At 65.1% G+C, this 21482-nt stretch carries 19 protein-coding genes, 1 pseudogene and 1 riboswitch; of the genes and pseudogenes, 18 read left to right on the top strand and 2 right to left on the bottom strand.

The window, feature by feature from the left end; genetic code table 11:
- Nucleotides 1-132: 132 nt before the first annotated feature.
- From L1F31_RS02165 to L1F31_RS02130, 8 genes and pseudogenes are all read left to right on the top strand, one after another.
- Entirely contained in the window at nt 133-705 is a 573-nt protein-coding gene (locus tag L1F31_RS02165; RefSeq protein WP_265419063.1) for an HAD domain-containing protein, read from the top strand.
- Entirely contained in the window at nt 702-1484 is a 783-nt protein-coding gene (locus L1F31_RS02160; protein ID WP_265419062.1) for a glutamate racemase, read from the top strand. The genes L1F31_RS02165 and L1F31_RS02160 overlap by 4 nt, the downstream gene beginning before the upstream one ends.
- A gap of 149 nt (nt 1485-1633) precedes the next feature.
- The gene (locus L1F31_RS02155) at nt 1634-2731 is read left to right on the top strand and encodes a slipin family protein (protein ID WP_265419061.1); all 1098 of its coding nucleotides are present in this window, start codon (nt 1634-1636) and stop codon (nt 2729-2731) included.
- 42 nt (nt 2732-2773) lie between these two features.
- A complete protein-coding gene (locus tag L1F31_RS02150) occupies nt 2774-3370 on the top strand; it encodes an HdeD family acid-resistance protein (RefSeq protein WP_265419060.1) in 597 nt (198 codons plus the stop codon).
- Between the two features lie 391 nt (nt 3371-3761).
- On the top strand, nt 3762-5282 hold the full coding sequence (locus L1F31_RS02145; RefSeq protein WP_265419059.1) for an inorganic phosphate transporter: 1521 nt from the start codon (nt 3762-3764) through the stop codon (nt 5280-5282).
- Nucleotides 5283-5710: 428 nt separating this feature from the next.
- Nucleotides 5711-6514 (top strand): annotated as a pseudogene (gene erm / locus L1F31_RS02140) (23S ribosomal RNA methyltransferase Erm); the annotation flags it as partial.
- Between the two features lie 492 nt (nt 6515-7006).
- The gene (locus tag L1F31_RS02135) at nt 7007-7216 is read left to right on the top strand and encodes a hypothetical protein (protein WP_265419057.1); all 210 of its coding nucleotides are present in this window, start codon (nt 7007-7009) and stop codon (nt 7214-7216) included.
- A 45-nt stretch (nt 7217-7261) separates the two neighbouring features.
- Nucleotides 7262-7372, top strand: a riboswitch (SAM riboswitch).
- Nucleotides 7373-7404: 32 nt separating this feature from the next.
- Complete coding sequence (locus tag L1F31_RS02130) at nt 7405-7932, top strand: hypothetical protein (RefSeq protein ID WP_265419056.1); 528 nt, start codon at nt 7405-7407, stop codon at nt 7930-7932.
- Here the strand turns inward: L1F31_RS02130 and L1F31_RS02125 are convergent.
- On the bottom strand, nt 7929-8606 hold the full coding sequence (locus tag L1F31_RS02125; protein WP_265419055.1) for a metal-dependent transcriptional regulator: 678 nt from the start codon (nt 8604-8606) through the stop codon (nt 7929-7931). The genes L1F31_RS02130 and L1F31_RS02125 overlap by 4 nt on opposite strands.
- Before the next feature lie 96 nt (nt 8607-8702).
- On the opposite strand from L1F31_RS02125, the gene L1F31_RS02120 reads away from it, so the two are divergent.
- The 5 genes from L1F31_RS02120 (at nt 8703) to L1F31_RS02100 (ending at nt 15764) form a co-directional block, all read left to right on the top strand.
- The gene (locus L1F31_RS02120) at nt 8703-9251 is read left to right on the top strand and encodes a hypothetical protein (protein ID WP_265419054.1); all 549 of its coding nucleotides are present in this window, start codon (nt 8703-8705) and stop codon (nt 9249-9251) included.
- Between the two features lie 131 nt (nt 9252-9382).
- Complete coding sequence (gene betT / locus L1F31_RS02115) at nt 9383-11641, top strand: choline BCCT transporter BetT (protein ID WP_265419053.1); 2259 nt, start codon at nt 9383-9385, stop codon at nt 11639-11641.
- Nucleotides 11642-11827: 186 nt separating this feature from the next.
- Nucleotides 11828-12949, top strand: coding sequence for a hypothetical protein (locus L1F31_RS02110; RefSeq protein WP_265419052.1), 1122 nt, complete (start codon nt 11828-11830; stop codon nt 12947-12949).
- Between the two features lie 97 nt (nt 12950-13046).
- A complete protein-coding gene (locus L1F31_RS02105; protein WP_265419051.1) occupies nt 13047-14165 on the top strand; it encodes a hypothetical protein in 1119 nt (372 codons plus the stop codon).
- 3 nt (nt 14166-14168) lie between these two features.
- Nucleotides 14169-15764, top strand: a complete 1596-nt coding sequence (locus L1F31_RS02100) for a lipase maturation factor family protein (protein ID WP_265419050.1) — start codon at nt 14169-14171, stop codon at nt 15762-15764.
- 43 nt (nt 15765-15807) lie between these two features.
- Here the strand turns inward: L1F31_RS02100 and L1F31_RS02095 are convergent, their stop codons facing one another.
- Nucleotides 15808-17094 carry an Nramp family divalent metal transporter gene (locus tag L1F31_RS02095; protein WP_265419049.1) on the bottom strand — a complete coding sequence of 429 codons (1287 nt, stop codon included), beginning with the start codon at nt 17092-17094 and terminating at the stop codon, nt 15808-15810.
- 70 nt (nt 17095-17164) lie between these two features.
- On the opposite strand from L1F31_RS02095, the gene L1F31_RS02090 reads away from it, so the two are divergent.
- The 5 genes from L1F31_RS02090 to L1F31_RS02070 all read left to right on the top strand — a co-directional run bounded on the left by L1F31_RS02090 (nt 17165) and on the right by L1F31_RS02070 (nt 21452).
- Entirely contained in the window at nt 17165-17860 is a 696-nt protein-coding gene (locus L1F31_RS02090) for a TetR/AcrR family transcriptional regulator (protein ID WP_265419048.1), read from the top strand.
- Between the two features lie 10 nt (nt 17861-17870).
- Nucleotides 17871-18227: a DoxX family protein gene (locus L1F31_RS02085; RefSeq protein ID WP_265419047.1), complete on the top strand. Its 357-nt coding sequence runs from the start codon at nt 17871-17873 to the stop codon at nt 18225-18227.
- Nucleotides 18228-18397: 170 nt separating this feature from the next.
- Nucleotides 18398-19213: a class I SAM-dependent methyltransferase gene (locus L1F31_RS02080; RefSeq protein ID WP_265419046.1), complete on the top strand. Its 816-nt coding sequence runs from the start codon at nt 18398-18400 to the stop codon at nt 19211-19213.
- A gap of 88 nt (nt 19214-19301) precedes the next feature.
- The gene (locus L1F31_RS02075; protein ID WP_265419045.1) at nt 19302-19814 is read left to right on the top strand and encodes a hypothetical protein; all 513 of its coding nucleotides are present in this window, start codon (nt 19302-19304) and stop codon (nt 19812-19814) included.
- A 216-nt stretch (nt 19815-20030) separates the two neighbouring features.
- Entirely contained in the window at nt 20031-21452 is a 1422-nt protein-coding gene (locus tag L1F31_RS02070; protein ID WP_265419044.1) for a uracil-xanthine permease family protein, read from the top strand.
- The last annotated feature ends 30 nt before the right edge of the window (nt 21453-21482 follow it).

The raw sequence follows: 21482 nt of genomic DNA, 5'->3' as shown, positions 1-21482 counted from the left end.
GACTCGGCCTTCGGCAGGTCTCGGCGGTAAACTCGTCTGTGATCATCTGGTGCGGGCGGCACGCGCTGCCCCCAGAATAACGCGCGGACAACCCCCGAAAGAGGGCGAGCGCCCAAGCAGCGGGAAGGAATCATGGCAGCAGCATCCTCGGCGCCGGTTTCGGCACGCCGGCAGGCTCGCCATGTCACGGTCTTCCTCGACGTCGACGGTGTCCTCAATTCCTATCCGGTGCCGAAGCTGCGCATCATGACCGAGGGGCGGAAGAAGCTGCAGGCGTGGAACTTTGAACTGCACTACCGGCCCTCCGTCATCGAATTCTTCGACCGCCTCGTCGAAACCCACGAGGTCGACGTCGTGTGGCTCTCCACCTGGTCGCAAAGGTGCAAGTCCGAACTCGAACCGAAATTCGGCCTGCGCAACTCCTTCGACGTCATCGAAATGCCCGACCAGACTCACAATCGCTTTGCCCACGACCCGCAGCAGTGGTGGAAGGCCCGTGCCATGGAGGAGTGGCTGTCCTCGCACGAGCACGGCCGTGCGATCTGGATCGACGACGACCTGGCGTGGCCGGCAACGCGCGAATACTTCCTCAACCACTACTCGCCCAACCGACTCAAACTCATCGCCCCGGACTTCTCGAAGGGCCTGACGAAGGCCCACCTCAAGGAGATCCGCGAATTCGCCTACCCGAAGGATGCTTCATGACGCGCATCGGTCTGCTCGATTCCGGACTCGGACTCCTCGGCACCGCCGACGCGCTCTTCCACCTCGCTCCCGACGCCGACCTCGTCCTAGCCATGGACCCGGACTTCACTCCCTACGGCAGCCTGAGCACGCAGACCCTCGAACAGCGGGCCCTGCATTCGGCCGGAGTGCTCGCCGAATGGGAACCCGATGCCATCGTCATCGCCTGCAACACCGCCTCGGTGCAGGCACTCGAAGCCGTGCGCGCCCGCTACGAACCGGCGATCCCGGTCATCGGCACCGTGCCTGCTGTGAAGATGGCCGCCGGCACCGGACAGGACTTCGCGATCTGGGCGACGCCGGCGACCACCGGCAGCGACTACCAGCAGAACCTCATCGATTCCTTCGCCGCCGACCTGCACGTGGCGAAGGTCGCCTGCCCGGGGCTCGCCGAGGCGATCAACGCCGCCGATCTGCCGACGATCGATGCCGCCATCGAGGATGCCTTCACCCAGATGGGCCCCGGGATGGAAACCGTGGTGCTCGGCTGCACCCACTACGGACTCGTCGCCGATCGGATCATGGCCGCCCGCGCCGGAGCCCTCACCCTCTTCGACTCCCCCATGCCGGTGGCCAAGCAGACGCTGCGTCGCATCGGACTCGAACCCGCCGGAGTCGGTGACGAACAGCCGGGCTCCGGACGGGTGCTCGCGACCTTCGCCTCCGGCCGTCGCGTCACCCTGCCGGAATCGCTTGCCGCCTACCCGGCGGGCAAGCGCCTGCTCGCCCGGGAGGCATGAGCCCGCCCGCACGCATGCCCTGCCGCGTACCCGCACGCACGCGAGCGTGAGCGCACAGGCGCCTCCGCGTTCCCTCTGAGCCCGGGCTTTCCGCACTCCGCGAGAGTAGAATGGGGTGGACAGTCAATCGTCAAAGGAGGCGATTCGGCATGTTGGTACTCAGTATCCTCGCCGCACTCGTCGCGCTCGGAGCCATCACGCTGGGAAACAGCCTGAGGATCGTCAAACAGTATGAACGCGGAGTGGTCTTCCGCCTCGGCAGAGTGAATGCCGAACCCAAAGCACCGGGGATGACGGCGATCATCCCGTTCGTCGACAAGCTCGAGAAGGTCAATCTGCAGATCGTGACGATGCCGATCCCCGCGCAGGAGGGCATCACCCGCGACAACGTCACCGTCCGCGTCGACGCTGTCATCTACTTCAAGGTCATCGACCCGCGCAAGGCCCTCGTCGATGTCGAGGACTACCAGCTCGCCGTCGGCCAGGTCGCCCAGACGTCCCTGCGCTCGATCATCGGCCAGAGCGAACTCGATGACCTGCTCACCAACCGCGAACGCCTCAACCAGGGATTGGCGATCATGATCGACAGTCCCGCCGTCGACTGGGGCATCCACATCGATCGCGTCGAGATCAAGGACGTCGCCCTGCCCGAGACGATGAAGCGGTCCATGTCGCGCCAGGCCGAGGCCGAACGCGAACGCCGATCGCGTGTGATCATCGCCGATGGTGAGCTGCAGGCGTCGAACAAGCTCGCGCAGGCCGCCGAGGCGATGGCGCACACCCCCTCCGCCCTCCAGCTGAGGCTGCTGCAGACCATCGTCGAAGTCGCCGCCGAGCGGAATTCGACCCTCGTCCTGCCCTTCCCCGTCGAGCTGCTGCGCTTCCTCGAAGGCAACACCCCGACCCCTGACCCGACCACCGAGGCGGGCGCACGGTCCACCACGAGCACCACCGCCGAGGCGGGGGCGCAGTCGCCTACCACCGCTGGGTCCGCCACGGGGTCCGATTCCACCGAATCCCAGCCGTCCGCCGAGGCCACGGCCGGAATCGCCGGCACCGCCGATCTCGACGCCATCGTCCAGGCGATGTCCGAATCGCTCAAGCTCACCGGGCTCATGCCCGAGCAGGAGCGCGTGACTTCGGACATGCCCGAGCAGGAGCGCACCACCTCGGACACGACCGACAAGTCCGGCATGGCTGACCAGTCCGGCACGGCCGACCAGGAGGAGCACTTCGGGCACGCATGAGGTCTTCAGCGTCCGCCCAAATCGGACGGTTAGGCTGAGGGCATGGACCTCAAACGCACCGGCAGAACCGTCATCGTCAACGGCGTCATCGCGCTCGTGATGGGTGCGCTGATGATGGTCTGGCCAGGCACCTCCGCCGAGGTGGTCGTGCGGATCTTCGCCTGCTGGCTCGCCGTCATCGCCGTCTCCTCCCTCGTATTCGCACCGCGGGGAGGCCGCACCGGCAGCATGGTCACGCGAGCGGTCCTGCTCATCCTCCTCGGTGTGCTCATCTTCCTCACCCCGATGCTGTTCGCTTCCATGGTCACCGTGCTCACCGGCTTCGCGATCATCTTCTTCAGCTTCCTCGCCCTCACGGTGTCCTTCTTCATCCGCCGCATGGGCGTGTCCACCTGGTGGGCGCTCACTGTCATCGGCGTCCTCGGCATCATCCTCGGCGGGTTCTTCCTCTTCGCCCCGGGCGCCGGGGTGACCGCGCTGATCTTCACTCTGGCCGGGTTCATCATCCTCGTCGGCATCGCCCTCATAGCCCTCGGCCGTCGCCTGCGCAAGGTCGATCGGCAGATGCAGTCCGACCCGCACCGCAATCGCCCCGACGACGGTGGCGGCGACGTTATCCGCGGCGAGATCATCGACTGAGGTCGGCCGCCTCGGCGCGCTTTCGCTCTCTTACTTCCAGAGCCCGTCTAACGTTCTGAACCCGCCTTTCTTCCTGAGCCCGGATCCGCACATGTGCGGATCCGGGCCTTTTCGTGTGCCCATCTCAGGCAGCCGTGGCCATTGTCACAGCATGATCTTCCGCCTGCTTCGACCGCTTTCGCTCCGTTCTGCGCGAACTCGCCTCTATAGCACCTGACCTGGAACATTGCGTGAACTGCAGGCGAAACGTACCGAATGTGCATGAGCATTTCGCGCTTCTCGGAATCGGAGTTCACCGCCCATTCACCTTCTCCGTAACCTGGAGGTCATTCGGCCTGCGGATCATGGGTGCCGACGCAACCTGCACGCAGACTTCCGCTAGGAGATTCGAATGACCCAGGTTCTGGCCCCGGAGCGCCACACTCCGCCGCCTGCCCTCGGCCGCAGCAACGACCGCCTCTGGCATCTGGCCTTCGGTGGCCTGCTGGCGATCACCCTCATCGCCTTCACCCTGTGGTCCTTCGACTTCGTGGGTCGGGACGCACCCCGCATGGTGCTCATCACCACGGTCATCTTCGGCGCCTTCATGGCGTTCAACATCGGCGGCAACGATGTCGCCAATGCGTTCGGCACCTCCGTCGGTGCGGGCACTCTGACGATGAAGCAGGCCCTGCTCATCGCCGCGGTCTTCGAGGTCAGCGGTGCTCTGCTGGCGGGCGGCGACGTCACCGACACGGTCAATAGCGGCATCGTCGACCTCAGCGGGGTGGCGATCAACCCGATGGACTTCGCGTTCATCATGATGGCCGCCCTCCTCGGCGCTGCCTTGTGGCTCCTCCTGGCGACCCGGATGGGTTGGCCCGTGTCGACGACGCACGCGATCATCGGCGGCATCATCGGTGCGTCCCTGACGATCGGCTTCGTCACCGGCACCGGCGGGTTCGCCATGGTGCAGTGGTCCGAAGTCGGCCAGATCGCGATCTCCTGGGTGCTCTCCCCAGTCCTCGGCGGACTCGCCGCGTTCTTCATCTACGGCCTGATCAAGAAATACGTCCTCGGCAGGTCGCTCTCTCACACCCTCAAGCCGCACATGCTCGCCCCCGTCACTCCGGCCGAGGGCTCCGTCGACGCACGGATCGACGCCGCGACGACCGGTTCGGGAACTGAGGCTGAAGACGCTGCCGGCACCGGCATGATCGGCACTCATTCGGCTCTGCAGCGCTGGGTTCCGCTCATCGCCGCGGCCGGTGCGGTCATCATCACCGCGATGCTGCTGTTCAAGGGGCTGAAGAACCTCGACATGAGCGTGTCCACCGTCGGCGGAATCCTCGTCATGGCGATGATCGGCGCGGCCGTGTGGCTGGCGGTGTTCGTCTTCGCCAGGACCCTGCGCAAGCAGACCGTTCCCCGCGCAACCTACATCCTCTTCTCGTGGATGCAGGTGTTCACCGCCTCCGCCTTCGCCTTCAGCCACGGTTCGAACGACATCGCCAACGCCGTCGGCCCTTTCGCCGCCGTTCTCGATGTGCTGCGCACCGACAGCATCAACGCCGAGGCGACCGTACCCTTCGCGGCAATGCTCACCTGCGGTATCGCCCTCATCGTGGGCCTGTGGTTCATCGGCCGGAAGGTCATCGCGACCGTCGGGACGAACCTCACCGAGATCCATCCCGCCTCCGGCTTCGCCGCTGAGCTCGCGGCCGCGGGAATCGTCATGGCCGCCTCGGTGAGCGGGCTGCCAGTGTCCTCGACGCACATCCTCATCGGCGCGATCATCGGTGTCGGCCTGGTCAACCGCTCGGCGAACTGGAAGCTCATGAAGCCGATCGCCCTGGCCTGGGTCATCACCCTGCCGGCAGCCGCCGCGATCGGAGCGGTCAGCGTGCTCGTCCTGCGCACCGTCATGGGCTGAGCCGACCGGGTCCCACGCCCCGTCGATTCCGACACCAGACCGGCCTTTTCGCCCCGCCGGCGCCCACGCCCCGCCGACTTCTCTATGAAGTCGGCGGGGCGTTTTTCCTCCGCACCCTGGTGCCGACAGTCGACCCTGTGCTACCTTGATCCGCATGGGAACATTGAACAGCAGCGCAATGACTGCGCCTTGCTTCTACATTCGTCACCGCAGCGCCTGACGGCGCGCTCGACGAATTCTTCTGCGATCGGCTGACCGACGACGGTCACCCTGATCTCCTCTGCAAGCGCGTTGTCCTCCCGGAAAGCCCTCGGCATCCGGGCGAAGCGGCAATCGGCTGACTCCACAGAGATCGACTGCGTTCGATCCGATTCACCCACATTGCGCTGCCTCGGGTGCCTCCATTTCCACTCTTGGAGCACCGCTCAATGCGACCCCACTCATCGCGCCGTTCCCGCCACAGCGGATCGGCACAGCAGCATCAGTCACCTAGCCGTTCCGTGCACGGCGGGCGGCACGAACTCGGCCAGAACTTTCTGCGCTCACCCACCACCATCGACACGATTGCGAGCCTGGCTCGTTCCACTACAGGGCCGATCATGGAGATCGGCCCCGGTGACGGAGCAGTCACGACCGAGCTCTATCGACTCGGTCGCCCACTCACACTCGTCGAACTCGACGAAACGAGGCTTGATCACCTTGAAGAATCATTCCCGCGGGCCGAGGTTCGGCACGCCGACGTCCTGACCACCCGGCTCGACCGGCCGGTCATCGTCGGCAATCTGCCGTTCCACCTCACCACTCCCATCCTCCGCAGACTGCTGCGGACCGGGCAATGGCGGCACGCCGTGCTGCTCACTCAGTGGGAGGTCGCCCGCAAACGCGCGGGAATCGGCGGCTCGACCATGCTCACCGCGCAGTGGGTGCCGTGGTTCCGCTTCCGCCTTGCAGGACGCGTCCCGGCCGACGCGTTCACCCCGAAACCCAGCGTCGATGGCGGCATCCTCACCATCGATCGCTGTCCCACCGGATCGCTGCCACCGCGCGCCCGATCCGATTATCAACAGTTCGTCCGTTCGGTCTTCACCGGTCGCGGACGAGGAATGAAAGGAATCCTCTCGACGATGAGCATCACCGATCGCCGCACGCTGCAATTGACCATGGACCGCAACGACATCAGAGGAGACGCTTTGCCCAAAGACCTCACCCCAGACCAGTGGGCCGGACTCTATACCGAGCTCAACGGCGCATCGAACCCGAAGAACACCGGCACACAGAAGAAGAGCACAAAGAAGGGAAAGACCATGCGAAACGACAAAGGATCACGGACGAACCCCATCACCGAGGCGGCCGCGGAGAAGCCATTGATCACCGGCGAGCTGCCCATCATCGACGCCACACCGGCGACCGAGAAGCTGCAGGCATCCATTCCGGGTGCCGATCCGAAGGCGAAGAGCCACGACAAGGGTCATCTGCAGGCCGAACGCGGTTTCATGAACCAGCACCAGAAGCCGCAGCAACCCCAGCCGAGGTGGAACCTGCCCCGGAGGTGAGCGCAAGCGCATCAGTTGATCGCTGGAAGTGAACGCCCCGGCCTGACGGTTGTCCGTCGGGCCGGGGCGCCGCGATCCTTCTCCGGGAGTTCATCTTCACCGGCGGCCGGCGCTCGTAGACTGAAAACAGTAGGTCCACGCACTGCGCATTCGGTCGAGAGGGCAGCCGGAATGGACAAAGAACACGGCACTCACATCAGACGCTTCATCAACGGATGGTGCCCGAGTTGCGAAGAGAGCAGCAGCCTGACTCCGGGCCGCCTCAACGCCGACGGGACCATCGAGCTCCGCACCTGCGTCGACTGCGGGGAAACGGTCGACGACCACGACCCACGATTCTGGTCCTCGGCTGCAGACGCCGATGAAGAAGGACTCGTCTAGCCTCCCACTCGGTCATGTCAGACCCACCGTCTACACTGAAATCACGTTCGCGAGTTGTGGCCATCGGTACCTGGCCGGCCACACGGCAACCCGTCATCGACCGGGTGCCCCAGGGGAAGAACGGGTCCGAGCCAACCGCTCGGGCAAGCTTCGATCCGGGCCGCTGTGTCCGAGAAGGACGGTCAACCATGTCCGCAGAATTCCATGGCAACCCCACCTCCGACGGTGCAGACGACTCCACTGGCCGCAAGGACGATGACGAGATCCGCCGCAGAGCCGCCGAACAGTGGCGGGGCTTCGACCCCTCGGAGGCGCTGCATTGGTCGAAGGTGCTCCTGCACCACTCCCCCGACCCGCAGCGTGCCGCCATCAAAGCCCAGATGAGTTCGGCAATCGCCCGCGGCATCGCGGTCGCCGGACCCGATTGGGTACGCACGGCCGATACCGCACGCATGGACGGTTTCAACCCGGTGCTCTACCAATCGCTCTTCGAGAGCCTGCGCACCATTCCGAAGTCGGCATTCCGTTCCCACCCGGGACATCGGCAGGCAACGTTCAAGACCTACCTGCCCGGCACGCCGTATGAGACCGAACTCTGGTGCGACTGGCCGAAAGTCTTCCTCAACGAGGGCTTCGATGCCCGCACCGCCACCGCGCTGACGCTGCTGCGCGCCGAACCGAAGTTCCCGCGACCGCGCACACGCGGACAGGGTTAGTCGCTCGTCGTAACGGTCGTGCGCAGATATACGGCCACGGCGAGCGCGAGGGGGATCGTCTCCCGCTGCCCTTCGATGTCCACGGTGACCTCATCATCGGTGGAGTCGATGACGTCGAGTGCCGCCTCGGGAAGCACCCCCACCTCGGCGAGCCTGCCCAGGACCTGCGGATCCGCGTCCGAAACCCTCAGCACCGCATAGGTGCCGGGGGCCGCCTCGGCGAGGAGAAGCGGCGAAGCGAAGGAATCTACGGAACCATCGGCCTGCGGAATCGGGTCGCCGTGCGGGTCGGCGTTCGGCCGCCCGAGGAACGCGTCGATACGGTCGATGAGCCGATCGGAAGCGGCGTGCTCGAGGATCTCGGCCTCATCATGGACCTCGTCCCAGCCATAACCGAGCGATTCGACGAGAAACGTCTCGATGAGCCGGTGCCGGCGCACCATCGACAGCGCGATCGTCTTGCCCTGCTCGGTGAGCACCGGCGGACGGTAGGGCACACGGGTGATGAGGTCGAGTTCATCGAGACGTTTGAGCACCTCGGTGACATTGGCCTTCGTCGTTCCGAATCGCTTCGCAAGCTCGGTGGCCGTCATCGGGTCCCCGCCCCATTCCTGGGCCGACCAGATGGCCTTGAGGTAGTCCTGACTGACCTCGGAGACTTCACCTGCACGCATGGGATCAGTATCCCATGGACGATCGGACACAGATGTTGCGAAACGATTACCTGTGGCCCGGCCCACCGCCGAGGAGGTGGTGCCAGAATCACATTCATGACCTCCCATCCGATCCCCTCCGAACCGGTTCCCCCGGCCGACGGCACCGGTCACGACCGACCGGAGGCCGTCGGCCGAGAAACCTCCGACGGCCTCTCGCCTGCCGCCATTCGGTCGCCGCTGCGCGCATTCCGCGACTGGCTGAGAACGCGCAGGACGGCGTCCCATGCAACACCGGCAGCTCACCGCGAGCCCGCCGATCGGCGAACACGATCCGAACCGATCACCCAAGCCGGACTGTTCCACCCGGGCGAGATCGAATACGCACACGTCAGGAGCCAACCGCCGTTCGATACCGACCGTCTCATCCTCACCGACCTGCGGATCATGCGGGTGCGCACCGACGCCGCCGGCGCCGTCCTCCAGGTCTCCCAGGCCGCCCCATGGCAGGTCATGTCCGCCCAAGCCGAAACCATCCGCGACCGTACGACCGTGACCGTGGAACTGCACGTCGGATCGTCGATGCGGCTCGAAGAGACCACACCCACCGAGGCGCAGCGCTTCGTCGACACCCTCACCGAGGTAGTCGCACGCTCCCGGACCTGAAGCGAACCTCCATCCGTCTTAGTCGGTTTCCTTAAAACAGGGGGTGATGTATTTGTGAAAATCCTCCATCCGTAGAATGGATCGGGCCCAATTTTGGGCCCAGTCCACTTTTGCCAACCGGAGGTCGATGCGTGCAGGATCCGAACGAAGAGAAGTTGAAGCGCCCAATCGTCGAACGAGAGCGGTTCGGCGGCACCGACCGTGCGACGAGGATCAGCAGGGACGTCGACCCTGAGAAGCGCGCTCCGATCGACAGCACGGAGATGAGCAAGGGCCCGGAGGAGCTCTCCGACGAGCGTGGCTCCCGGGTCAACTGGCGAGTATTCATCGTCGCCTCCCTCATCATTCTCGCGTTCTCCGTGTGGGCGATGATGATGCCCGACACGGCTCAGTCGACCATGAAGTCTGCCGTGGACTGGATCGCAGAGAATCTCGGCTGGTTCTACGTCGTCACCGTCACCGTGGTCATCGGCTTCGTGCTCTGGGTTGCGTTCTCCAAGGAGGGTTCGGTCCGCTTGGGGCCCGACCATTCCCGCCCGCAGTACAACCTCTTCACCTGGGTCGCCATGCTCTTCGCCGCCGGCGTGGGCATCGATATGCTCTTCTACTCGGTGACCGGACCGATCACCCAGTACCTCCATCCCGTCAACGCCTCCCCGGAATCGGCGGCGGCTGCTCAGGATGCGGTCGTGTGGACGATGTTCCACTATGGCATCGCCGGCTGGTCGATGTACTCGCTGCTGGGCATGGCCATGGGCTACTTCGCCTACCGCTGGGGTATGCCCCTGTCGATCCGTGCAGTGCTCTACCCGCTGCTGGGCAAGCGCGTCCGCGGAGCCACCGGTGACGTCATCGATATCTTCGCCCTCGTCGGCACCGTCTTCGGTGTGGCCACCTCGATGGGCATCGGCGTCGTCCTTCTCAATGTCGGCTTCGCCTCGCTGTTCGGGCTCGAACAGGGACTGGCCCTGCAGATCGCTCTCGTCGTCGTCGCCGTGGTCATGACCGTGGCCGCCTGCACCTCAGGCGTGGACAAGGGCATCCGTCTGATCTCCGAGCTCAACCTCTGGTCGTGTGCGGCGATGATGCTCTACATCCTCATCACCGGCAAGACTGCATTCCTGCTCAACGCCATGGTCGAGAACATCGGCCGGTTCATCTTCTCCCTTCCCGAGCGCACCCTGTCGACGTTCGCCTATGTCGACGGCGGCTCCGAATGGATGGGCGGCTGGACCCTGTTCTTCTGGGCTTTCTGGCTCGCCTGGGGTCCCTTCGTGGGTCTGTTCCTGGCCCGCATCTCCCGCGGCCGCACCCTGCGTGAGTTCGTCATCGCCGCGATCACTGCTCCCGTGCTCTGTGACTTCATCATCGTCACGATCTTCGGCAACTCGGCCCTGTCCGAGGTGTTCAACGGCAACGACGAGTTCGCGAAGACAGCCATCGCTTCCCCGGAACAGGGCTGGTACGACCTGCTCGAGATGTTCCCGGGAGCGACGTTCCTCGTCGGTTTGGCCACTCTGTCGGGACTGCTGTTCTACCTCACGAGTGCGAACTCCGGTGCCATGGTGATGTCGAACTTCTCGTCCTCGATCCCCAATCCGGAAGAGGACGGCAAGAAGTGGCTGCGCATCTTCTGGGCCCTGGTCACTGCGGTTCTCACGATCGCTATGCTCGTCGCCGGCGGTGTGACGACGATGGAGTACGCAACCCTGATCTTCGCCTTGCCGGTGACGATCATCGCCTACCTCGTCATGGCCTCGTTCTCGAAGGTGCTGCGCATGGAGCGCGCCGAACGCGAGGGCCGTACCCGTCGGCGCCGCGCCACTGCCGCCCACGGCGGTCGTGCTCCGGAGAAGACCTGGCGTCAGCGTTTGGCGACCCTGCGGTCGTACCCGACGAAGAAGGCCGTCGAGCGTTTCGTCGCCGAGGTGGTCGGACCGTCTCTGGAGGCCGTGTCCAAGGAGTTCCGCGAACTCGGCTACACAGTCGAGCACATCCAGACTCTCGACGAGGACACCGAGATCACGACGAACACGCTCAACGTCGACATGGGCGATCAGCGCGACTTCCACTACGAGGCCGCGGCCGTCGAGGCGAACGTGCCGTCGTTCGGTGCCCGCAACGCGCCCCGCGGAGACGACCGCTACTACCGGATCGAGGTCTTCACGCAGACCGGTTCGGAAGGCTACGACCTCATGGGTCTGAGTTCGCAGCAGATCATCGACGACGTGCTCGACCGGTACGAGAACCACCTGTCGTTCCTCGCGTATTCGCACGAGCATTCGTTCCAGTCAGTCGTCACTCCGCCGACGCCGCCGACAACGGATTCGATTCCTGCGGTGCCGAAGGACGCCGACGATGTCGAGGAGCTCGAAGAGCCGAAGCACTGAACCGAACCCCTCGCCGAGGCGGCTGTGCCCACCCGTGCACAGCCGCCTCGGTGACGGGGTGAGCCTATGAGGAGCGGTGACCGAAACGGTCACCGCTCCTGCTGTATTCACCGACGGTGTCGGGAGTCCTCAGTGTCGTATGCGACAAGGCGCTGCGAGGCCAGTGAGGCGTGGAAGAATCGAATCATGAAGTTCAGGCACCCGTCCATCGGCATGATCGTCGTCTTCGGTCTGTTCATCGCCGGAATCGCCCTCGTCGCCTTCACCTCGACGAATGCGGGAGTCGCATCGAAGCACAGCCCCGACGACTTCGGCGGCGACCCTTATTTGGCGCCGTCCATAATTCTCGGACTTCTCCTTGCCCTGAATGCGGTCGCAATCGCGGCGATGGCCATCGCCAGCGGAGACGATCATCCCGACCACGCCGAGGCGGACCCGCACACTCCGCGGCAACCGAAGTCGATCACCCGGTTCGTCCACGCTCCGCTTCCGCGAGTCCTCCTAGTCGGTCCGATCTGGGCGGTCTGCTCTTTGGTGGCACTGTTCATCGGGCATACGTATGCCGCGGACCCGGGCATGCCCGGAACTGTGTGGGGAGACCTCACCGGCAACCCGCTGTCCGCCCTGTCCATCGTGTTCCTCTGCTGGGCGACGGCGAACATGTCCTTCGCCTGGTCGTCTCTGGCCGAAGCCTTCTACCAAGATCATCGCCGGGTCTCTCTCACGATTCTCACCTGCGGGCTCGGTCTGGGATGTCTGACGGCCGGTCTCTTCGGCTTCTTCGGACTCGCCACACTTCCAACAGTCATCGCGTTTCTGCTCGGGTTGATCTGCCTGATCCTTTCGACGGCCCTTCTCATCCTGCTCAGATGGTGGGCGATCAGGCGAGCCGACCGTTACGACTCCGGCGAACGGCAGCCTGCTGGAAGCCGACGGGGATTCGGTCGAACCTCTCAGCCGCCCGAGGACGCCCTCCAGCCCGGCGAGCGGGTCCTGACCAGCTACCTCGGCGAGACCCCGGACTCCCATTCGAATGGCGGCGCCGCCGACCCGCAGGTGCTCGTGTTGACCGACCGACGAATCTTCCGTGCTTCGATCATTGCGCCGGGGCACACGTTCGTCCTCGAACAGGCCGAGCCCGGTCAGCTGAGCGGCGGCGCATCGGAACGTCGCAGCAACCACGTGATCACAACGGTGCTCTTCAACGGCCGGCAGCCGATGAGCGTGACAGGCGGCACCGAGGAAGCATCTGGTCGCTTCGCCGAGGCGATCACCGTCCTCGCCCGGACGGGCCGTCTTCCTCACTGATCCGACGCGCCACTCCACATTCTCCCGTGACTCCGAGGCGACGGATCCGGAACATCGTCACTCCCCGGGTTCGCTGAGTTCCTGCGAGGATGGAGACATGACAAGAAACAGAGGCTCCAGGGGCAGTACTACTCTCGTGTTCGGGATCGGATTCGCCGTCTTCGCCTCGATTCCGTTCTTCCTTGCCAATGCCGGTATCAATCCGCTCCGCAAGCATGTGCTCAGAGGCATCAACCCGGACCAGGCGCCGAGCATCGGGATCCTGGTCCTGTTCTTCTTCTCTGCCATCGCCGCCTTCGCCTTCTACGAGAACAAACCGCCCGCCGGCAGCGATGCCGCCCGTGCGCAGCAGGCCGCGGATCCGCATGGAGTGAAACGCAGACAGCCGCCCACCGCTTTCGTCCGGAATCCATGGCCTCGAGTGTTCGCCGTCGGACCGGTATGGGCCGTCTGCGGAGTCATCGCCGCATTCGTCTGGCACGCCTTCGCTAAGGACTCCGGCATTCCCGGCACCGTCTGGGGCGACCTCACCGCATCGCCTCTGTCGGCCTTCGCCCTGCTCTTCGGACTGTGGGCCACGGTCAACTTCAGCCTCGCCCTCGGAGCGATCGCCGACGCCTTCCACCGCACCCTTTGGGCGATCTTCCTCCTCGTCTCTGTGCTCATCGCGATTCTCGCCATCACCGTCGGCGTCGTCGCCTCGAACATCCTCACAATATCGCCCCTGGCGGCCCTGGCTGTGACCGCCGTCTGCCTCATCATCACCACGGCGGCACTCGTCCCGGCTCGCCTGTTCGCCGTCACCCGTGCACGCGTCACCAACCGGATCGATGCCGCCCACGAATCTCGACTGCAGTCCCTGCTGGCGACGCTCGCCCCAGGTGAGAACCTCATGCTCCACTTCGCCGACAGGGAGAACCCTGCCGGACAGATCCTCGCCGCCACGAACCAGCGACTCCTCCTGGCCGCACCCACCAGCATCGGAACCAGTCCCACCCGGCCGGGACAGGTCCGCATCCTCGACCAGGCTCATCCCAGACAGCTGCGCGGCGCCAGCACCAAGTTCCGCCCGACCGGGCACACCACCTCGGTGCATTTCCGGGACCGCCCGGACATGGAACTCGTCGGCGGGGACCCGAGTGAGGCAGACAAGTTCGCCGAGGCACTGACCTCTCTGGCCACGACCGGACGTCTTCCGCAGGAGGAGGATACTTAAGCCATGGACCTCAGCCAGGTGGTCGCTCTGCTCACCGCCGGCGACTACACGATCTCCCGCGAGATCATCCAACGCGGCTTCGGCGTGCTCTTCCTCATCGCCTTCGCCTCCGCGTTCAACCAGTTCCCGGCTCTCCTCGGCGAACGGGGACTCACCCCTGCTCCGCGCTTCATCGCTCTGACCTCGGCCCTTCAGGCGCCGACGATCTTCCGCTGGAAGCGGTTTTCCTATTCGGACCGAAGGCTGCGCCTCGTCTGCGTAGTCGGAATGGTCCTGGCCGCCTCAGCGATCATCGGTCTTCCCCAAGCCGGCCCCGCGTGGGTGCCGATTCCGGTGTTCTTAGCGATGTGGGCGCTGTACTTCTCGATCGTCTCGATCGGGCAGCGCTTCTACGGCTTCGGTTGGGAATCGCTGCTCCTCGAAGCCGGGTTCCTCATCGGTTTCCTCGGCTCTCACGAGGTGGCTCCGACTCTGCCGATGATCCTGCTGCTGCGCTGGTTCGTCATCCGCATCGAGTTCGGTGCCGGAATGATCAAGATGCGCGGCGACTCATCCTGGCGCGATCTCACCGCGATGGACTATCACCATCAGACCCAGCCGATGCCGAACCCGGCCTCCCGCCTGGCCCACCTCATGCCGGGCTGGTGGCACAAGGGCGAGACCCTGGGCAGCCACATCGTCCAACTCGCTGCCCCGTGGCTGCTGTTCGCACCGCAGCCCATCGCCTCGTTCGCGGCCGTTGCCATCATCATCACGCAGCTCGCGCTCGTCATCAGCGGCAACTACGCGTGGCTGAACTGGGCGACGATCCTGCTCGCCTGCTCCGGCATCAGCGACACCTTCTTCCGGTGGATCGTCGGCGGCCCGTTCCCCGGGTGGGGGTGGAGTTCCGTGACCGGAATCCTGACGGATCCCACCGGCACCGAGGCAGCCGACCGTACCGCCGGCACCTCCCCCGCCGATGCCCTTCCGATCTGGTGGCTTGTCATCGTTCTCATCTTCGTCGCCTGGCAGGTGTGGTTGAATATCCCGGCTCTGCGGAACCTGTTCTCGGCGAACCAGCTGATGAACGCGAGCTTCAACCGGCTCGGCCTCGGCAACGCATATGGTGCGTTCGGGTCGATGACCGAGACCCGCAACGAGATCGTCATCGAGGGGTGGATCGACGACTCCGGTGCCGGCTCTGGCTCCGGCGACGACAGCACCGACTCCGACGCTGGTGACCCGGACGCCGGTTGGCGGGAGTATGCGTTCAAGGGCAAACCCGGTGACGTGCACCGGCGCGGTCCTATCATCGCGCCCTATCACCTGCGACTCGACTGGCTGATGTGGTTCGCCGCTCTCGGCGACTATCGGCAGTCCTGGTTCACCGAACTGGTGCGCAAGATCGGCGCTGGTGACGTGCAGATCCGCCGCCTCATGGGCACCGACCCCTTCGACGGCGCGACCCCGGAGCTCATCCGCGTCCGCGTCTTCACCTACCGCTACGCCGCCCGCGCCGAGCGCCGGGAGGCCGCAGCCGCCGGCCGGCCCCGACCGTGGTGGGTGCGCACGGACCCGCGCATCCTCATCCGCCCCATCGACCTGCGGAAGGGCTGAGCCGGCGGTCGGGGATCCTTCCGGAGCGCCGCCTCGGCGAGGGTCAGTCCACGCCGAGAGCCAACAGAACGATGAGGACGACGTTGAGTGCGATGATGAGCGCCGAGGCGGCCGCCGCGATGATCGTGATCCATCGCGCGTTCGCGAATTCGCCCATCACCCGGCGACTGTTCGTGAGCCTGACCAGTGGAATCATCGCGAACGGGATGCCGAGGCTGAGCACGACCTGGCTGAGCACGAGCGCCCAGGTCGGGTCGACGCCGATGGCGAGAACGATGAGCGCGGGGATCATCGTGAACGCGCGCTGCCACACGATCGGGATGTTCACCCGCAGCAGGCCCTGCATGATCGACGCACCCGCATAGGATCCGACGGCGCTCGAGGCCAGCCCCGAGGCGAGGAGTCCGATGCCGAAGAAGAGGCCTACGACCTCGCCGAGGTTGGCCGTGACGACCGCGTGGGCACCTTCGATGGTGTCGGTGCCGGTCTGGCCGCGCAGCGCTGCGGCGGCCAGCAGCAGCATCGCGATGTTCACGGATCCGGCGACGACGAGGGAGAGCACGACATCCCAGCGGCTGGCGCGCAGCAGCTGCCCGGTCGAGGCGGTCGCATTGTCACGATGACGATCGACCGACAACGCCGAATGGAGGTAGATCGCGTGGGGCATGACGGTAGCGCCGAGCATGCTCGCGGCCAGCACCACGGAGTTCGTGCCTTCGAGCCGTGGCACGATTCCACCTGCGGCTTGCCCCCAATTCACATCCCCGACGAACAGGCCTGCTAGAAAGCCGATGGCGATGATGACCAGGAATCCGATGATGACGAATTCGAAGGGACGCTGACCGCGAGTGGATTGGATCGACAGCAGGAACAGCGACACCACCCCGACGATGAGTCCGCCGAGCAGGAGCGGCAAGTCGAAGAGGATCTTCAGTGCGATCGCGCCGCCGATGACTTCGGCGAGATCGGTGGCGATGGCGACGACCTCGGCCTGCCCCCAGTATGCGAGGCGGGACCTCTTCCGAAGGCGATCACCGAGGATGCCCGACAGCGACTGCCCGGAGACGAGTCCGAGCTTCGAAGACAGGTATTGGACGAGAACGGCGATGAGGTTCGCTGCCACGAGCACCCAGACGAGGAGGTATCCGTACTCCGCACCGGCGGTGAGGTTGGCCGCGACGTTGCCCGGATCGACATACGCGATGGCCGCAACGAAAGCAGGACCGAGAAGGACTGCAGTGGAGATCTTCTTCCGGCCATGCTTCTTCAGTCCACGTTCGCGGGTGCGCACCGATGCTGAGGGGTCGACATTCATAAAGTTAAGGTACATTAACTTTCCTGTAGAAGGCAACACGACACCGGGCCTGGAAAGTGAACACGGAAGGACTTAAGGTTCGAGCATGGCCAGTGAACACGTTCAGCTGAGGTCCGGCAAGCGCCGGCAGACCGAGGATCGGATCATCGGTGCCGCCGCCGAGCTGTTCCTCGACCGCGGCTTCAAATCCACAACCGTTCGGGCGATCGCCAAGGCCGCGGAGGTGTCGGTGGGCCGAGTGATGGCGGTCGGTGACAAGGACGCCATCCTCGTCCGGTGCTTCGATCGGTGGATCGGGCAGCTGCAGGACGGGACCTACACACCATCGCCTCGGCGAGAGAGCCTGTCGGAGCGAGGGAGCTCGACGGCCGCAGGTTCGGTCGGAATGAGGGCCGGCGCTGGGGCAAGCCCCAGGGACACGGGCCCGTCCCGACCATCCTCGGCGGTGCAGCGTCATCTGCTCGAACTCTTCTTGCCCTTCCTCGAGTTCTTCGCCGAGCACGAGGACCTGTCACGGGACTACGCTGCGGCGATGATGCGGGTCAAGGGCGAGCCCGAGGCATTCAACACCCTCGCTGTGGATCTGCAGAGCCGGCTGAGCGAATCGCTGGTCTCGATCGGGATCAACGAGGACAATGCGCGGGCCAGCGCCGCAGCACTCTACGACTCGTACCTGGGCATCCTCTTCCGGTGGGCGGCGACGACGATGAGCCGCGACGACGCCGTCGAAGCGATGCTGGCCAGCATCGTTTTCCACACTCGCGTCAGAAGCTCGCTGTGAGGGATGCACGATGATCCTGCTGCCCGAACCGGTCTGGCCGGTCATCGTCCTCGCGGTCATCGTCTTCGGCGACGGCCTGCTCACCTTCCGTCCCCCGCGGGCGATCGCCGCCTGCCTCGACGGGGTCGGCTTCCCGCGGGAGTGGTGGTGGGTACTCGCCGTCGTGAAGTTCCTCGCCGCGGCCGGACTGGTGACGGGGATCTGGATTCCCGGGCTCGGCGCAGCAGCCGCGGCGGGCCTCGTCGTCTACTTCCTCTGCGCCGCTGCCGCTCACCTGCGAGCGAGGTATGTCGGTCGGGATTTCTGGCTCAATTGTCTGGGAATGCTCGTCATCTGCATCGCGGTGCTCGCGTTCTGCTTCCTCTGAATATCCCATGTCTCAGTCCGGAGAATTCTTCTCCCACATCCCGCACCTCGATCCCGTTTTGGCCTAGAGTCGAAGTACGGCACCGGCGCCTCCTTCGGCGCTGAGCCGTCCGGCAGAATTGCTGACCTGCTCGGTGATGGTGCCGAGCCACCCGGCAGAGGAGTGTGGACATGCCCGAATATGCCGACAGCAGTCGCACGCGCGACGAGACTCCCCATGAACGCCACGAGCGATGGGCCTGGATCCATGAGACGGCGGCGATGACCGGGTGGGATTTCTCCCCACTGGCCGGCCGCCTCGTCGCCGATGATCCGCCGTGGGACTTCGATCAGATCTGCCTCGATGCGATGGCCGAGTCGAGCAGATGCCTCGACATGGGCACGGGAGGCGGCGAGCGCCTCAGCGAACTCATCGATCGGCTCGACGAGGCCAGGCCTCCCGGCGAACCGTCGCCGACGATCTCCGCGGCCGAAGGGTGGGAGCCCAATGTTCCCCTGGCCGCCTCGACGCTGCAGGACTATGGCGTCGAGGTCACCCGGTACGACAGTGAGCATCACCCGGAGATGCCGTGGGGCGACGGTGAGTTCGACCTCGTGACGAATCGACACGAAAGCTATGACCTCGCCGAAGTGGCCCGTGTCCTCTCCCCGGGCGGGCTGTTCCTCACCCAGCAGGTCGACGGCACGGAGGCGCAGGAGTTCCGCGACCTCTTCGGCGGCGGGGTGGGCGATCTGCACCAGCAGCTCGAGCCGTGCGTCAGCGACGCCGAGAGTCAGGGTCTGTCGATCGAGGCGGCTCGCAAATGGCAGGGTACGATGCGCTTCACCGACGTCGAGGCGGTCATCGAATACCTCGCCTATATTCCGTGGGACGTTCCCGGGTTCGCCGTCAGGTCCAACCTCGATGTCCTCAGACGCCTGGCCGAATCGAGTGAGCCGATCACCGTCACCCAGAAGAGATTCCTCATCGTCGCCCACAAGCCCTGACTCGCGCTGCCTGCAGGGTGGTTTTCCCGACCCCACTCTTGGGATAGCAGGGTGGGGCGCCGCCTTTCTGCGACGATAGCGTCGAAGCATGACTTCGACGGACTTCTCGTACCCCCAGCCCACCGACGATGAGCTCGCGGCACAGCAGCCCCGAGTCCCCGCCCCTCCTGTCCATCCCGTCTATGCCTCGCCGCGGCCCGACGATCTGGCTGATGCGCACAACGGCGTCAACACTCGAATGGATGGCGCCGCCTCGGTGAAGTCGCCGGCGCTGGGCAAGGTGGCCGTGGCGCTCTCGATCGTCGCCATGGCCCTGAGCCTGGCCGCCTCGGTGATCCTGGGCGTGACCGTCGGGCCGTCCGAGGCCGCGTCCGGCTACTACTTCACGGACACACCGGATTGGTATCAGACCCTGGCGACCGTTCTCGTCGGAGTCCAGGGCCTGTGCACCTGCTTAGGTCTCACAGGCATCATCCTCGGCATCACGGCCGCGGTCACCGGGCGGGGCCGAACACCCGGCATCATCGCAATCGCAGTCGCAGCGATCGCTCCGTTCGTCTCCTTCGGCACTTTCGTCGCGCTGAGCTTCATCGCCGCCTGAGCGCCCGGCACTCCCCCGTCCCACCCACCGATAAACGGGTTGAGCGTCGAGGCACGCGTGTGCGCATGCGTTTCTCGGCACTCAACCCGTTTATCGGCGATCTGTCCGAATTCCGAACCATTTGTTGACACCACCTCTCCCACGTTGCACGATTGAACAAATCGATTTGGCCGCTGAGTTTCAGGCCGATCACGATGTGCCTCGAGGAGCAGTGCCATGCCCGCAACACCTGATCCGGACAAGTCCGACAGCACGGACACCGACGCATCCGGCACAGCCGTCCACCCTGTTGATCAGCTGCGGCCGATCCGCAATCTCATCCCGTTCGCCATCCAGCACGTGCTCGTCATGGTGGCGACCCCGATCTCGTCGGTGTTCCTCATCGCCACCGCACTGGGGCTGGACGCGCAGACCACCTCGGCGGTGCTGTCGGCGGTCTTCGTCTTCTCCGGTCTCGGGTCGATCCTGCAGTCGGTGGGTGTGTGGAAGATCGGCGTGCGACTGCCGTTCGTCATGCTCCCGGGCGGGGCCGCGACGATCCTGTTCATCACGATCGCGCAGGGCACCGATGTCGAGACCGCGGTCGGAGCAGTGCTGCTCACGGGAGTCTTCTACATCCTCGCGGTGACGCTGTTCGTCAAGGTGCTCAAGTTCTTCCCGCCGCTGGTCATCGGCATCATGGTCATCGTCATCGGCATCAACCTCGTTCAGGTCACCGGCAAACTCATGGTCGGCGAACCGGACTCACCGGACTTCGGCGACCCGCAGAACCTGCTGCTCGGCCTCATCACCATCCTCATCACCATCGCGTGCTTCCGGTTCTTCCGCGGAATGCTCGGCAAACTCTCCGTGGCCGTCGGGCTCGTCGGCGGCACCATCGTCGGCGCGTTCATGGGCGCGACCGACTTCTCCGGTCAGACCGACGGCCCGCTGTTCGCCGTGCCGACTCTCTTCCCTTTCGGTTCGCCGAAGTTCGATCTCATCGCCGCGATCCCCATGCTGCTGTGGGCGCTCGCATCGATGGCCGAGGCGACCGGACAGACGATCATCAACGGTGAGATCGTCGGCAGGAAGGTCGAACCCCACCGTGCGGTCCCCCGCCTCATCCGCTCCGACGGCATCATCACCATCCTCGGCGGCCTCTTCGGCACCCCCGCGATGGTCACCAGCGGCGAGAACGTCGGCATCGTCCGCGCCTCCGGTGTGCGCAGCCGCTACGTCACCGCGATCGCCGGCATCCTCCTCATCCTCATCGGGCTCAGCCCCGTCGCCCGCATCCTCAACGGAGTGCCTTCGGCCGTCGTCGGCGGCACCGCGGTGGTCGTCTTCGCCATCATCGCCGTCCTCGGCATCCAGATGCTTGCGAAGATCGATTTCAATCAGACGGGCAACCTCATCACCGCGACCGTCGGCCTGGCCGCCGGCCTCATGCCGGTGCTCCTTCCCGGAATGTACTCGAAGCTGCCGCAGACGGCATCGTCCCTGCTGGGAAGCGGTGTCGCCATGGCCGCGTTCGTCTCGGTGCTGCTCAACCTGCTCTTCCACCACACCGGCAAGCGCAACCGTCACCCGAAGGCCCGGACACCGATCGCCGACCCGAGCAAGCTCGACCAGCGACCGGCCGACTACCGGATCTGAGGTTCGGGATTGAGCCGGATCCCCGGCCTG

Source organism: Brevibacterium spongiae (assembly GCF_026168515.1).
Lineage (GTDB): Bacteria > Actinomycetota > Actinomycetes > Actinomycetales > Brevibacteriaceae > Brevibacterium > Brevibacterium spongiae.
The sequence above is the reverse complement of the archived record's forward strand: the minus strand, read 5'-3'. Positions and strand labels throughout refer to the sequence as shown.